This window comes from Vibrio gazogenes (assembly GCF_023920225.1).
Taxonomy (GTDB): Bacteria; Pseudomonadota; Gammaproteobacteria; order Enterobacterales; family Vibrionaceae; genus Vibrio; species Vibrio gazogenes.
Genome location: NZ_CP092587.1, coordinates 2276917 through 2292666, shown reverse-complemented (window position 1 = coordinate 2292666; position 15750 = coordinate 2276917). Strand labels below are relative to the sequence as shown.

12 protein-coding genes are annotated in these 15750 nt (G+C 44.5%); 5 read left to right on the top strand and 7 right to left on the bottom strand.

The genetic code is table 11. From position 1 onward, the window contains the following. Positions 1-191 precede the first annotated feature (191 nt). Positions 192-1409: a sugar metabolism global transcriptional regulator Mlc gene (mlc, locus tag MKS89_RS10125; RefSeq protein WP_072956927.1), complete on the top strand. Its 1218-nt coding sequence runs from the start codon at positions 192-194 to the stop codon at positions 1407-1409. Positions 1410-1699: 290 nt separating this feature from the next. After that, positions 1700-2644 (top strand): chemotaxis protein CheV, encoded by a 945-nt coding sequence (locus MKS89_RS10120; protein ID WP_072956929.1) that lies wholly within the window; start codon positions 1700-1702, stop codon positions 2642-2644. Between the two features lie 115 nt (positions 2645-2759). Here the strand turns inward: MKS89_RS10120 and MKS89_RS10115 are convergent, their stop codons facing one another. Next, positions 2760-3503, bottom strand: coding sequence for a YciK family oxidoreductase (locus tag MKS89_RS10115; RefSeq protein WP_072956932.1), 744 nt, complete (start codon positions 3501-3503; stop codon positions 2760-2762). Between the two features lie 75 nt (positions 3504-3578). On the opposite strand from MKS89_RS10115, the gene sohB reads away from it, so the two are divergent. Next, entirely contained in the window at positions 3579-4640 is a 1062-nt protein-coding gene (sohB, locus tag MKS89_RS10110) for a protease SohB (protein WP_077316588.1), read from the top strand. A gap of 351 nt (positions 4641-4991) precedes the next feature. Here sohB and MKS89_RS10105 read toward each other — a convergent pair whose 3' ends face one another. The 5 genes from MKS89_RS10105 to MKS89_RS10085 all read right to left on the bottom strand — a co-directional run bounded on the left by MKS89_RS10105 (position 4992) and on the right by MKS89_RS10085 (position 10883). Further along, on the bottom strand, positions 4992-6113 hold the full coding sequence (locus MKS89_RS10105) for an SO_0444 family Cu/Zn efflux transporter (protein ID WP_072956938.1): 1122 nt from the start codon (positions 6111-6113) through the stop codon (positions 4992-4994). Next, entirely contained in the window at positions 6091-6540 is a 450-nt protein-coding gene (zntR, locus tag MKS89_RS10100) for a Zn(2+)-responsive transcriptional regulator (RefSeq protein WP_072956941.1), read from the bottom strand. The genes MKS89_RS10105 and zntR overlap by 23 nt, the downstream gene beginning before the upstream one ends. 143 nt (positions 6541-6683) lie before the next feature. Then, a complete protein-coding gene (locus MKS89_RS10095) occupies positions 6684-7388 on the bottom strand; it encodes a DUF2057 family protein (protein WP_072956944.1) in 705 nt (234 codons plus the stop codon). A 136-nt stretch (positions 7389-7524) separates the two neighbouring features. Then, entirely contained in the window at positions 7525-8568 is a 1044-nt protein-coding gene (locus tag MKS89_RS10090; RefSeq protein ID WP_072956946.1) for a porin, read from the bottom strand. Positions 8569-9209: 641 nt separating this feature from the next. Then, positions 9210-10883 (bottom strand): rhamnogalacturonan lyase B N-terminal domain-containing protein, encoded by a 1674-nt coding sequence (locus MKS89_RS10085; protein WP_205409144.1) that lies wholly within the window; start codon positions 10881-10883, stop codon positions 9210-9212. Positions 10884-11441: 558 nt separating this feature from the next. On the opposite strand from MKS89_RS10085, the gene MKS89_RS10080 reads away from it, so the two are divergent. Together MKS89_RS10080 and glpT are read left to right on the top strand one after the other, a co-directional pair. Then, entirely contained in the window at positions 11442-12977 is a 1536-nt protein-coding gene (locus tag MKS89_RS10080) for a pectate lyase family protein (RefSeq protein WP_077316311.1), read from the top strand. 343 nt (positions 12978-13320) lie between these two features. Further along, on the top strand, positions 13321-14679 hold the full coding sequence (gene glpT / locus MKS89_RS10075; protein ID WP_072956949.1) for a glycerol-3-phosphate transporter: 1359 nt from the start codon (positions 13321-13323) through the stop codon (positions 14677-14679). 118 nt (positions 14680-14797) lie between these two features. Here glpT and MKS89_RS10070 read toward each other — a convergent pair whose 3' ends face one another. Next, positions 14798-15595: an NPP1 family protein gene (locus tag MKS89_RS10070; RefSeq protein ID WP_072956951.1), complete on the bottom strand. Its 798-nt coding sequence runs from the start codon at positions 15593-15595 to the stop codon at positions 14798-14800. Between the last annotated feature and the right edge of the window lie 155 nt (positions 15596-15750).

Here is a 15750-nt window from a genome sequence, read left to right as displayed (position 1 = left end):
GAATGGATAAAAATTTAACATTTTTGTAAAAATCATCGTGAATTCAGAATGCTTCGAATGAGTGAACATTTGACTCTCAACACAAACTTGATTGATCGTACGTGATGCCTGTCACGCTCACATACCAAATCGCTTCACAATTACTTTGCAAAGTAAAAAAATTAGCAGGTTGTTGATTTCTGGAGCACATCATGTATACGGCTCAGCCCGGCCATATTGACCACATCAAGCAAATTAATGCTGGTCGTGTTTATAAGTTGATTGATCAAAAAGGCCCTATTTCACGTATTGATCTGTCTAAAGAGAGTGAACTTGCTCCGGCAAGTATCACCAAGATCACGCGTGAGCTCATTGATGCTCATCTTATCCATGAAACAACTGTTCAAGAAGCGATTAGCCGTGGCCGTCCTGCGGTTGGCCTGCAAACCAGAAATGAAGGATGGCAATTTCTCTCGATTCGTCTGGGACGGGGCTATCTGACAATTGCACTACATGAATTAAGTGGTGATGTGCTGATCGATACCAAAATTGATATTCATGAAGTGGATCAGGATGATTTACTGGCCCGATTGTTTCATGAGATCGAAGAATTTTTTCTGACCTACACCCAGCAACTTGAGCGAGTGACCGCGATTGCAGTGACACTCCCGGGATTGGTCGATGCAGAGAATGGGGTTGTTCTGCAAATGCCCCATTATCATGTGAATAACCTTGCGCTGGGGGCTGAGATTTATCAGGTGACTGGGCTACCGGTCTTCATTGCTAATGATACCCGGGCATGGGCACTGGCCGAAAAGCTGTTTGGCCACTCTCAGGGTGACGACAACTCGGTATTAATTTCCATTCACAATGGGTTGAATGCAGGTGTGATTGTGAATGGACGCGTATTACAGGGCAAACATGGCAACATCGGTGATTTGGGACATATCCAGATTGATCCGCAAGGTTTACCTTGCCATTGTGGGAATCGTGGTTGTCTGGAAACGGTGACGAGTTCGAAGGCTTTACGCGATCAAGCGATGTTACGAATTGCGAATGGCGAACAATCGTCGTTGAGTCGTCTGACGGAAATCTCAATTGAGGATATCTGTATCGCAGCCGCTCAAGGGGACCCATTATCGTGTGATATTATGGATCGACTGGGCAGACACCTCGGTCAGGCCATTGCGATCGTCATCAATATGTTTAATCCGGAGAAAGTGCTTATCGGTGGCGTCATTAATCAGGCCAAAGCGATTGTCTATCCTCCGATGCTCAAATATATCGAAAGTCAATGTAACCCCGCTTACCGGAAACAGGTCAAAATAATGGAATCCCGGTTTTATAAACAGTCAACGATGCCCGGTGCTGCGCTTATCAAGCAAGCTTTATACGATGGTTCATTATTGATGACCATTGTTGATCGTTAAGTGAAGTGACAGGTCAGAGGTAAGATCACTGCAAGTTTCCCCACCGTTGTCTATTTTCTGATGTATTCTCCTAGCTTTATCGCTTAATATGTTTCACAGTTATAATCAGGCATTTTGATGACTTTCTCGGCCTGTCAAGTCACTCTGTGAATTAGCAATGGTTTGCAGATACGGAAAGTCAGATGTTTCGTGTCGATAAATACAAAGTACTGGGTACTGAAGTGTATTACACAGCACCCGAAAACGTTTAGGTATATACTATTAACAGTTTTTAATTGGTGGAATCTCGTATGTCAGGTGTTTTAAATACGGTTGACCAGCGCACGAATCTCGTCGGAGAAAATCGCCTTGAACTGCTCCTTTTTAGATTGAACAGTCGACAGATTTTTGCGATTAATGTGTTTAAAGTCAAAGAAGTGATCAAAGTCCCGGTTTTGACTAAAATGCCCGGAGCACATCCACATATTACGGGTGTCGCTTCTTTGCGCGGAGAACCTGTTCCTGTTATCGACTTGAGAAGGGCGATTGGCTTTCCTGCCTCTCAAATAGAATCAGAAGAACAGAACTTGATTATTACGGAATATAATCGGTCAGTTCAGGGCTTTTTAGTCGGACAAGTTCGCAATATCATCAATACCGCTTGGACAGAGATTCAGCCTCCGCCACGGACTGCGGGAAGAGCAAATTACCTGACGGCAATCACACAGGTGAAAGAACAGGACCAAGCGCACATCGTTGAAATTATCGATGTCGAGAAGGTACTGGCCGAAATCGTACATTATGATGTGTCGATTTCTGCCGAAGTTCTGGATGAGAACCTAATGCCAGAAATGGTGGGACGTAAGGTGTTGATTGTCGATGACTCGGCAACAGCCAGAAATCAAATCAAAGGTACTTTGTCTCAGCTGGGGTTAGATATCATCGAATGTCGGGATGGATTAGAAGCATATAACTTGTTACGAAAATGGTGCGATGACGGCAAGAATGTCAGCCAAGAGATTCTGTTCATGATCACGGATGCTGAGATGCCGGAAATGGATGGTTACAAACTCACCTATGAAATTCGTAACGATGAGCGGATGAAAGATCTGCATATCACCTTAAACACATCATTAAGCGGTAGTTTTAACGAAGCAATGGTGAAAAAAGTTGGATGTGACCGCTTTATATCAAAGTTTCAGCCGGACATGTTAGTTCAGGTTGCACAAGACCGATTACGTGAAATTTTATCCTGAGTTGTCGGTTAAGCGTTTTTAATGTACCGGGTTATCGATGAGATAACCCGGTTTCGTATTGAACATCTCGAATTTGTGCCGATGTTAAAACACAATGGCACACCTGAATGAGCCGTTAGTCTTTCGACTGCGCGGCGAGGCATTCGCCATGAACTTCCCGGCCTTCGGGCGCCATCAGATAAAGATACAGCGGCATAATATCTTGTGGTGTTTTCAAGGTATCCGGATTTTCAGATGGAAATGCTTGCGCACGCATGCCGGTGCGTGTACCGCCCGGATTGATTGCATTGACACGAATATTGGTCTCACGGAGTTCATCCGCCAGAATCTGCATCATACCTTCCGTGGCAAATTTTGAGATTGAATAGGTGCCCCAATGAGCGCGCCCTTGATGTCCGACCGTTGAACTCGTAAAGACAAGTCTCGCATCATCAGATTGACGTAATAGCGGTAATAGCGCCTGAGTCATCATGAGCTGAGCTCGGACATTCACTTGCATGACTGCGTCATAAGTCGCCAGTTCGATTTGTTCAATCGGGCAACGATCTCCCAGCAATCCCGCGTTATGCAAAACCCCGTCCAGACGACCGAATTGGTGCTCAATCGTTTGCATCAATTCATCATAGTCCTGCTGTGTTGCCTCTTGTAAATCTATAGACACGATTGTTGGCTCCGGTAGCTCGAGCGCAACAATCTCATCATAGGTCTGTTCCAGTTTTTTTACCGTACGGCCAAGTAAAACAACCGTTGCGCCATGTTGAGCAAAACTGATTGCAGCCTGTTTGCCAATGCCGTCTCCGGCACCAGTAACCAAAATTACACGGTTTTTTAGTGTGTTTGGTGAAACAGAATAATTCATCTAGCCTCCTTTTGTTATGCTTTGTTGTTTAAGATGGTTACAATACACCAATTCGTAAAGGAGAGGATGAGAACATTGGATTTTTTATTGGATTACGGCCTGTTTCTGGCCAAGATTGCGACGCTAGTTGTCGCGCTTGTCGTCATACTTGTGATTGTCAAATCAGTCAATGCGAAGAGCCACGGTGCTAAAGGTGAGTTGGAAGTTATCGATCTGACAGAAAAATATAAACAGACAACACATCATTTAGAATCTTACCTGCATGATGAGGCTTATCTGAAAGCGCGTGATAAGGCAGAGAAGAAAAAAGAGAAAGCCGCGCATAAATCTGCTGAGAAAGAGATCAAAAAAGCAGCAAAAGAAGGGGGGCTTGAAGCTCATCGAGAACCGCACCTGTTTGTGCTTGATTTCCACGGTAGTATTGATGCAAAAGAAGTGACCTCGCTTCGTGAAGAAGTCTCAGCCATTCTGGCGGTGGCGCAATCCGGTGATGAAGTTTTGCTACGACTTGAATCCGGTGGTGGCATGGTTCATGGATATGGACTGGCCGCTTCACAGCTTGATCGTCTGAAATCGGCTGGATTACCCCTCACCATTGCTGTCGATAAAGTGGCAGCGAGTGGCGGATACATGATGGCCTGTATTGCGGACAAACTGGTTGCCGCGCCTTTCGCGATTGTGGGATCAATTGGTGTTATCGCTCAGTTACCGAATTTTAATAAACTATTGAAAAAGAATAATATTGAATTTGAGCAACTGACTGCCGGTGAATTTAAACGCACCTTAACGATGTTTGGTGAGAATACCGACAAGGCGCGCGATAAATTCAAACAGGAACTGGAAGAAACGCATGTGCTGTTTAAGCATTTTATCCGCGAGCACCGTGCATCACTTGATGTCGATAAAGTTTCAACAGGTGAGCACTGGTTTGGTACGCAAGCGAAAGATTTAGGATTGATTGATGATATTCGCACATCGGATGATTTGGTGACGGAAGCTTGTCAGCAGAAAAAGGTACTATCTGTCCATTATGTGCAAAAGAAAAAATTGACCGAAAAAATACCGGGAATGGCTGGCGAAGCCGCTGACCGTGTTTTACTCAAATTAATAAGTCGGGGACAACGTCCTATCGTTTAACCCTATCGTGCCCCATCGTTTGTATGGGGCTCGTTCATTCCGATAACATCACCATATTAATTACCCAGTCATGTTTCTTCACACTTGTCGTCAACAGTACGTTCAGAACCGTCGCGGGACCGTTTGAGATCCAAAGGCCAGCCACAATCATGAGCTGAAGTTGAGAGCGGGTAAAAGTCAAGATGCAAACTCCTTTGCCAAATCGCCCAATACGATGGTCATATCATCATTATTGAATGTCTGTAAGGAAAAAACCGTTGAAAATACGCCATGTCATGATCACATTTGCGTACTTAGATCGAAAACCGCTGGGTGATTCAGACCCAGCGGCACAATGAATCATGCATGTCTTTAGTGGTGACTGTGGCTATGGATCGGTGTTTTTTTGAATAGGCCTTGGTAGATTCGCGTCAGGAGGTCGTTGCCAACCAATAGCATCAGGAACAGAGCTGATAGTCCGGCTAACCAAAACGGCATGAGACTATTACTACTCCCTAATTCACCTTGGATATCGATATGCCAGAGATCGACTAATGTATTCGTCAGATAGCCGAATCCGATGGCAACCCCAATCACCCCAAGCAAGTAACTTCCTAGGGCGTGCCAGCCCATTTCACGACGTACAATGCCTAATGTCGCCACGTTCGTTGCCGGGCCCGCCAGCAAAAAGACCAACACCGCACCGGGTGAAACACCAGCCATTAACAGACCCGCAGCTAAGGGAGTAGAGGCGGAAGCGCAGATGTACATGGGCACACCAATCAAAGCCATGATGACCATCGCCCAGCCTCCTCGGCTGACTTCGGCCAATGCATCGTAAGGGACCAGAGCAACGACACAGGCAGAAACCATGAGGCCGACTAACAGCCAGAGGGAGAGATCGCCTAACAATTCAGTAAACGCATAAACCTGACCTTGCCAGATTCTGCGCCAGAGGGAGTCCGGGTGTGTTTGAGAATCGGGAGCGCGTTTTTGCTGGCTATGACAGCAACAGTGACCAGCGCCTTGAGAACCGCAGGCGGTTGGTTGTTGTTCGGGAAGCGTTTCCGGCTGGGACGTGGATTTTTCGCCTGATAAAACCAACATTGCGGCAGCAATCGATGAACAGACCGCCGCAATGGGGCGAATAATCGTCATAAACGGGCCAAGTAACGCGTAAGAGATTGCGATTGAATCAACACCAGTCTCCGGTGTTGAGATTAGAAAAGCAGTGGTCGCCCCTTTGGAAGCTCCGGCACGACGGAGTCCGACTGCTGCGGGAATCACCCCACATGAACATAAGGGGAGGGGAATACCTAAAATAGCAGCTTTAATGACTGGCCAGAATCCGTGCCCTTTTAAATGATGACCCAACTTGTCACTTTTGACAAATGTATGCAGCAGTCCGGCGATCGTCAGCCCTAACAGAAGCCAGAAGGCCGCATCCAGCCATAAATCAACAAAGGCCTGACTAATGCGTGCTATGGTGTTCATGAGAGAGCTCCTCTGGTGATGATTCGGTATCCGCTAATGCGGTCAGAATGGTGCAATGCTCCGCAGAATGAGAGCCGCCACAACAGCGATTATTGAGCACCGTTAGTGCATTATACATATGCTGTAGTTCATTGATTTTTTGCTGGATTTCTTGCTGTTTTGCCTGCGTGATCGCTTTGACTTCCTCACAGGTGTGTTCGCCCCGGGCTATTTCCAGCGCCAACAATTCACTGATTTCTTTCAAGCTTAAACCAACACGCTGGGCACGTTGAATGAATTTAAGTCGAGCAATACAGATGGGATCAAAACGTCGGTATCCGTTGTCATCTCTGCTAGCCTGCAACAGACCTTGTTGTTCGTAATAGCGAATCGTTTCCGGAGAGACACCGACCGCTTTTGCCAGCTCACCCCGTTTGAGTGTTCTCATCTCTATGCTCTCTTCATTCGGATAACATAGAACGAGTTTAAACCCTGTAGCGGGGTACAGGGTCAAGTATTTTTTAAAATTTTATCTGTTTGGTTGTGATGATGCGCTCTGACGCGCGATGTTATGACAAGAAATTGAGTATATCATTCCTGATCGATAATCCATTTACGGAACGCTTTTCGTTCTTGGTCGGTCGATTTTTGATACCAGTGTTTGAGCTGAGAGAGGTTAGGGGAGTTTGCCGATGTCAGCGGTTGTGAGGTGGTCACGATTTGAGTCGCCGGTACATTTTGTTTGGCGGACTTCGTCGGCTGTGGCGATGGAGCGGCCGTATCCTGAATGTCAGAGACTGCACTGACATGAATAGCGGCAATTCCTGCACCAGTGTTGTAATGTTGTACTTCTTGTACATAATCACGGCCAACCTGAATACCATTTTTCTGTAAGGTATCTTCTGCGATGACCACATTATTGCCCTGTGCATCAACGAGTGCCCATTGCATATGGTCGATTTTTTGCCGGGCTTGGGTCAGGCTGCGATAAGACGGCAGTTTGAAATGTAGCTGAGTATCTGACGCTTTAAATTTGGCAATAATCACCTGACTATAAGCATGTTGAATATCTTTACCAATTTCAAACGCAGGGGAGTATTTGAATACGATTTGGTTGATCCCGTTATCTAACTCTTCTTTATTTGAAGGGAACAAGCCGCTTGCCTTCTCGGGCGGCTGCGCATTGATAGCAAATACATCAATGTTATCTGGAATCTGTAAAATGGTTTTGGCTGCGACGGTACATGGAACGATACCCAGTGACAGCGTGAAGAGTAATGGCAATGCGATTTTCATTTTTATTCCTTGAGTCAAACAAGTCATGAACGGACGATATCGATTGTAGGGATAAAGGCAGGTTTATACAAAAAGAAGATGTAAATCAATCAGGTCACAGCCGAAGGCAGACGACTGTGACCATGAGTATTATGAATTACCAGTAGATACGGACACCGACGCCCCAATAGCTGTCATTGCCTAGCTTATCAGAGTCATTAAATCCGGTTTCAGCATAGACTTTAGTCCAACTGGCATACTTATACAGTAAGCCGGAATATACGCCGTTGAAATCATTATTCTCTTGTTGAAAATCCTTAATATATTCATAACCACCGTATAGTGATAGCTTTTCTGTGAAGCTATAAGACCCGGCCAGTGCAACGGAATCTGAAGTGAGCTTGGTGTTTTTCGTATTATCATCCACTTCTGCATGCCAGTAAGTGGTTCCCAAATTCCAGCCATCACCGACATAATTGACGGTCAGCATGCCATGTTTCAGCTCTGTGTTATGGACGGTGGTGATTTTTTCCTCAACCGTGTGGCTTGCGCCACCAGAGGTGATTGTAATATCTTCATTTTTTGTGGATGTGGTTTTATCTTCCTGATAACCGACACCACCGTATAGCTCGATATTACCGAATGTGGTTCCGGCAAACATTTCCGCTGTCGTTGGGTCATCATTACCGTTGTTGTATGAATAAGCTGCTTTAAACCAACCTGCTGAACCTTCAAGTGTATACTTGATCATTGCATCCTGAAGCCAGGCCATGTCATAGACACCTGCCTCAGGAAGTACACTATAACCTAAGCCAATCCAGTCGTTTTCAGCCCCCCAGACATCATCAGTCAGAATACTCTGTTTACCGACGGTTACTGTGCCCCATTCCTTGGAAGCAAAACCGATATAATGTTTACGGCTGTCACCACTGTTGCTTTGACCGATGCCAAATTCAACGGTTGCCAGCACGTCAAGATCATCATTGATGGTGTAGATAGAATTGACTCCGGCCCGGGATGAGCCTGAAGAGAGTGTGGTACTTGTATCATCGCCTTTCTTTATGTCCGAACCCCGTTGTTTCAATTCTTCGCGGAGTTGGCCGTAAAAGTCTACCGATGCGGAGTCTGTTTTGAGAATTTCAGCAGCATTAACCACATTTGCAGCTGAAAGCACTGCGAGCGCTATAAGCGTTTTTTTCATAATAGTCCGTTACCTTTTTTATTTAAAAACTAGAAGCCCTTTCCTGGCTCCCTGTATTTCTACTTATTATGTGTATCTATGATTAGTGATATCAGTCAATAATTGCGGGAATCAGATTGCAAGAGGTAATGATATGTGTCAAGTGGGATAGTATATGATTTCTTATTCTTATTTTTTTGTTTAAAAACAAATAATTAAATTATTATCGTGTGAGATATATAAGAATTTTTACAAGGTAATGACGTCGTGATAACAAAAATATTTATGTTGTATTTTTGAATAACATATTGATATAAATTTGTTAATCTAATGTATGTGCAGTTGTTTATTCTGATTTTATGGCTTTAAGGTAGTTTTATAAACTTATGTGATTTTTTTCTGTTGAAAATGTATGTTGAATTTTTATTTTTGTGATGTGGTTCAAATTATATGGTGTTTAAAATCTAAACAAAATGTAAATAAATCTCTATGAAATATGATCAATATAAAATAAATCAGCGACTAAGCTAGGAAAAAATGTAAATTATGGCGTGATGTGGGGGATGCAGGTTAGCGCTCAATATCGGCCCCTTTTGGTAAAGAAACCGATATTTATAGTTAATGTTTCATTGATTTAATATTTATCAAATCAATATTTTGTCTTAATCAAGTAAGTCAATACTATCGATACTATAACCGGCAGACAGATAGCCACTCAGACCTGAGCCGCTGATTGCTGTTACAGTCAAACGATTCCAGTTACTCCCACTGGCCCAGGCACTAGTGGGAACATCAAATGTATAGGTAAGATTGTTGCCCCGATATGTTCCAACCGTTAGCGTTCGAGTCTTGGGTTGAGATGGCGGTGGTGGGTTGGCAGATGTCCAATTATTCACCGAGATTTTAGGACGCCCTCCGGCGTAGGCGACAGTAATTCCAATCCGGACTCGGTGTGATTTCGCACGTTGTGCATCGTTCAGGCGGAAGTAAATGATGTGGTCATTGTTGATATCCTTCCACATGTAAGCAGGAAAGGCATTGGCAGGAGTGTTACCGACAATGAAGTTTGATGGATTCCAATTTGCCATTCTCACATCCGAAGGATGCATAATGGTTAACTTATCGCCATTGAGAAATTCTTGTGGGCTGCCATCCCAGTCACCGATGCGCCAGATGGCTCTGTCACGGCTGGGATCATTGGTGATTTGATAGGAATTCAGAACAGTCGTTTGACCGGGGCGAACGGTCACGGTTTGCGTATTGACGGCCAACTCGTTTTTGTAAGTGGTCATCGTATAGGTGCCCGGTAACATGTTGTCTCGGCTGAAGTAACCACTTGCCGGGTTTGCCGCTGTCCAATACTGTGCGCGATTGTTAGCAAAACCAACCGTGTATTCGTAGTTGGTGTCTCGTCCGGAAATGCCAACGCCGGCAACCCGACCTCGGTTTGATTCAGCAACATAACCTCTTAATCCCATTTGTGAGAACCAAGAGAGGTTAATATCATCATCCACAGGTGGTTGTTGGCCACTATTCACGACCAACGTGTAATGGTTGAGCACACCGGTACGGAATGCTTCTGTCTGGGCTTCGGCATAATTGACAATATAAGTAATCTCTTGATCCGTGGCTGTGCCCTGATTCAGGAGGCTGCGATAGAACGGACCACCAGAACCGCCTTCTTGATTATCTCTGACTATCCAGACACCGACATTCGGCCCTCTTGCGCCAATCGCATTCCAATCTTTCAGGCGCATATTCGAGTAATGTTTAGAGCGGGTTTCTCCGTTGGAAAGTGCAAAAATATCACCGGATTCAACAGTGGATACGGTTTGGGAAATATCAGAGGGTTCTGGGCCATAAGGGAGGCGATTACGTTGGAGTCTTAAAATATATCGAACATGACCATGAATATTAGGTTCGGTTGAGAAATAGGTTGCCATGTAGATATATGGATAACCATTTCTCGCCATATAATAATGGGTAAGGTTACCAGCCTGCACCGTAATTTTTATATACTGGTTTTGATAATTTTGAGCATAAACCTGTACATTCGATGTATTGTTATATAACCAGTCAAATCCCGAATTAATTTGGGATCCTCTCCGTTGATTCTGATATTCGACACCGTTAATCTTCAGTGAAGCAAGATCACCGGGTGATTGTGTACTGACACCGTGATCGACCCGGCGTATGCTGAATACCACGCCAGCATTGGTATCAACGGTATAAAAATCCTGAGAAGTGATTAATCGGAAGGTCGCCTGTGCACTGAAGCTTGCAATGCAGGAGGTCAATGTCCACATTATAATATATAGATATCTGATTTTTTTCATATTATTTCCTAGTGACGTTGTTGATTGGTCAGTAAATAGGTTGAACCTATTCTTGGTGCTGTTATTCTGATTCTATTTTGGAGTAAATATATAGATACAGTAATTTTCTAAACATTATAGAAATGACTGATTTATCAAATGAATACTCTGATATAAATCTTGATTACCAATCATTTAAAAAGGCGTAATTAGCAATCGAGATTATCCTAAGTCTAACAGAGAAAAAATAGGGTATTGTGAACTCATTCAACAAAAAATAATTCCTACTAAAATATGTCTGTTTTTCAACGTAGATCAAAAAAGAAACAATGTTTCATTTTAATGAGAATATTGTTTTGATATATATTGGTTGTTTTGATTTGGCTGAAGCTTATCAAAAATAAGATATTGATAGAGACCTGATTGCATAAAGCATGATACTAACCCAAAAAACAAACTTCAGGCATAAAAGTAATTGAAAAGTAATCAATTTATTTGCGATAAGGTCTGTTGCTGCCGTGAATCATCGGCGGGGAATAATCAATACTTTTAATGACATAGATATAGATAAGGAAGAGCATGATGATCGACAAACAATTTAAGCATACGATAGTCGCTTCGGTGATATCATCGCTGGCATGGGTCGCGTTACCTTCACTTGCGAATGGCTTCCACACTGAAAATGGCGGAACAACAGGCGGAGACGGAGGACAAATCGTTCGTGCCACAACGGGTACGCAAATTCATGCCGCGTTATGTAACCGTGCTTCTAGCGATACACCGATTATTATTCAGGTCGAAGGCACGATTAACCACAGCAATACGTCAAAGGTTTCCGGCCCGAGTTGTAACACCGCTGCGGATAAAATTGAGCTGAAAAACATCAGCAATGTCACCTTGATCGGGGTCGGTCAGGGAGCGCTATTTGATGAGCTTGGGATTCACATCCGTTCTTCATCCAACATCATCATTCGTAATGTGCATGTCAGAAATGTGAAGAAATCTGGTTTTCCGACATCGAATGGTGGTGATGCTATCGGTATGGAGAAAGATGTCTCAAACGTCTGGGTTGATCATGTCACATTAGAAGCGAGTGGTGGTGAAAGTGATGGCTATGACGCGTTGGTTGATATGAAAAATGACACCAAATACGTCACCGTCTCTTATAGCATTCTGAAAAATTCTGGCCGAGGTGGTCTGGTTGGTTCAAGTGACAGTGATGATAACAACGGGCCGGTCACTTTCCACCATAACTACTATGAGAACATTAATTCACGGACACCACTGTTACGCCATGCGACAGCACATTCTTATAATAATTATTATGATGGCTTAATTTCTTCAGGGATGAACCCAAGAATCGGCGGGAAGATCAAAGCAGAAAATAACTATGTCAAAGATTCTAAAGACCCGCTCGGTACTTTCTATACCAATGATATGGGATTCTGGGATGTAAGTGGCAATATTTGGCATAATGTGCGTTGGTCCAATGATGGCAATAAAGTTCATCCGGCTGGGCCAAATCCCGTTTCGACGACTTCTATTCATATTCCTTATCAATATCAACCCGATCAGGCAAGCTGTGTTCCAGCGATTGTGATGGCAACCGCGGGTGCGAATAAAGGCCTGGCTGTTTCTGATGGTCGTTGTCATGTCACACCGGGAGATGATCATTCTGGCAATGGCAACGATAATGGCGGTGATCAGGGCAATGGTGGCGGTCAGGATAACGGCGGTGGTTCAACTTCAGGTTCAAACCTTGCCTTAAATGCAGGTGCTGACGGTAGTTCCAAAGGTAACGGAACCAGCTATGGTAACGTGACAGACGGAGATAGCAGCACCTACTGGTCACCAAGAGGCACAACCGGCACAATTAGTGTCAAACGTCTCAATCAAACCATTAATGCAGTTCGAATCATTGAGCTGTCCGGGACTCAGGGCACGGTAACTTCTTGGTCTGTGGTGAATCATGACGATGGTGCCACACTGGCATCGGGAAGTTCCATTCCCAGTGTTATCTCATTCCCAAATACGAATCTGGATAAAATCAGTTTTGTGATCCACTCAGCCAGCAGCACGCCTGCCATTGCTGAATTTGAAGTTTACAAAAATTAATTGACCCAGCAAAACATGCAATGTCAAAAAGGGGAGCGTCAACCGCTCCCCTTTGTGTGATTAAACTCGTGCTATCAACTTCATATGATCAATCCGGTTGTGTCTGACCCCCTCTCTAAACGCCCACGCAGTGCTTTCGGTAGCGTAGAATGTGGGGCAACCGACATGAATGACTTGTTTTCATATGCAAATTAATGACAGTGCTGAGAGTGTCACAAAAATGTAATATTGAGCATATGAAAATACGATGAGCTCGAACGAACATTTTTGTTCGTGCTTTATTGTCCTGTTGTGAGGAACGATTCATCAGGATATTGATATTATCACCATCGCTGAGGTCATCATGTTTGGAGTTTTCAAACCAAAGGCTCATATTGAGCCACTTCCCCGTGAGCAAATTGACGGGGTTTACACACGATTACGCTGGCAACTTTTTATCGGCATTTTCGTGGGTTACGCGGGTTATTATCTGGTGCGAAAAAATTTTAGTCTGGCCATGCCATTTCTGATTGAACAAGGATTCAGTCGCGGTGATTTGGGGGTTGCACTGGCTGCGGTTTCTATTGCCTATGGCTTGTCTAAGTTTCTCATGGGGAGTGTTTCTGATCGCTCAAATCCTCGCTATTTCCTCAGTGCTGGTTTAGTGCTTTCAGCTTGCGTCATGTTGTGTTTCGGTTTCATGCCGTGGGCGACCGGTAGCATTACCGCCATGTTCATTTTGTTGTTTTTGAATGGCTGGTTTCAGGGGATGGGGTGGCCAGCCTGTGGCAGAACGATGGTGCACTGGTGGTCACGCAAAGAGCGTGGTGAACTCGTTTCGGTATGGAATGTTGCACATAATGTCGGTGGCGGACTGATTGGCCCGATCTTTCTGCTGGGATTATGGCTATTTAATGACGACTGGCATACGGCATTTTATGTCCCGGCACTTTTCGCGATATTGGTGGCGATTCTGATCTGGGTGACGCTCAGAGATACACCCCAGTCGTGTGGTTTACCCCCCATTGAAGCGTATAAAGATGATTATCCCGAGGATTATGATCAATCGTATGAGAAAGAGATGAGTGCGAAAGATATTTTCTTCAAATATATCTTTAATAACAAACTATTATGGTCAATCGCGGTGGCAAATGCTTTTGTCTATCTGATCCGTTACGGCGTACTCGACTGGGCTCCGGTTTATCTGAAAGAAGCAAAAGACTTTACGGTTGATAAATCATCGTGGGCTTATTTTTTGTATGAGTGGGCCGGAATTCCGGGGACCTTATTGTGCGGATGGATTTCCGATAAAGTTTTTCATGGCCGTCGCGCTCCTGCCGGCATTTTGTTTATGGTATTGGTGTTGCTCGCAGTACTGGTATATTGGTTGAATCCTGCTGGGTATCCGAGTATCGATATGTTGGCGCTGATTGCCATTGGCTTTCTCATTTATGGCCCCGTCATGTTAATTGGGCTTTATGCACTGGAACTGGCTCCCAAGAAAGCCGCGGGAACCGCTGCCGGACTGACCGGACTGTTCGGTTATTTGGGGGGAGCTGTCGCTGCAAATGCCGTTTTAGGGTATACCGTTGATCACTTTGGCTGGAATGGCGGATTTATCATCCTGGTTGGCGCATGTATCGCCGCGATAATCTGCCTGATTTATGCCTTTATCGGTGAGAGAAAAGTGCACCGAGACAAGCAAGTGCAGGCATTGGTCTAGTCTACCGACTGGTTGAATTTGACAGTGCGGATGCAACCCGGTGTGATTGTTTGCCGGGTTGCATCGGTTTTACGTCAGTTGGCTCGATGTCATCTGAATTGTTCTAACGAGGTTTGATTTAACGGGAACGAACAACATCTGCAGCGGAAAATTGCGGATAACTATCGGGTTTGCCGCGATTCAAGTTACTCAGGAAACTCCCGTCCTTGACGGGCACATTGGCTGATCCGTAGTCATAACGATTGAGTTGGTTTCTCAAAGTGTCGTTACTGACTTGGTCACCATACATGGTATACCAACTGACAATATCAGGTGTGACAAAGTAGCCGTACGGGTTTTCAGCGACTTCACCGGTTTTGCTGAACCGGAATGCATGCGTCAGGAGGCCATCTTTGTGATAAACGAATTTGATGTGTTTGCCATTGGTATCTAACTCAGAAACCGATCGAGTGGTCAGATTACCGTGGGCGCTGTAACTTCCGTGTGTCACGGTGCCATTTTTAGTCCAGATCACCACATTTTCCCAATCATGACGGTGACCGCTTTGGATACCATTGAGAATTTGGTCTTTAAGAAAATAGAGAGCGTAGAAATGAGCGCAATACTGATCTGAGCCATTGATTTTGCAGGCATAACGATGATAAGTATTGGATAAATTGAGAAAGTTGGAATCCCGACAGCCAGAGGTTAAGCCGCCGGAGGGTTTCAACCCGCCATTTTGTTGACCGGTACGGCTGATGCCGGCACTTGGCAGACAGCCATCGGTATCGAAGTCAAACACTGGGGCGATTGAATAGGCATCGGTAGATGCCGGCAGCGCTTGATCCAGTTTAGAAAAATCATCGGCATTAGCTGTGCTGCAAAGTAACAGTGATATGGAAAGAGTCAAACCATAATGACGTTTGTATTTCGGCATATTGTGCTTCCTTTCATTGATTGGGTCGTTATGTATATTCAATATGATGCTTATTGTGGTCAAGCCATTTTCACTTGAGCCAGCAAAGTCTAAACCTGATAGATGACAAGAAAACGAATCAGGCGATGCTTTTCGGTGATGGGACGGTACTTTTT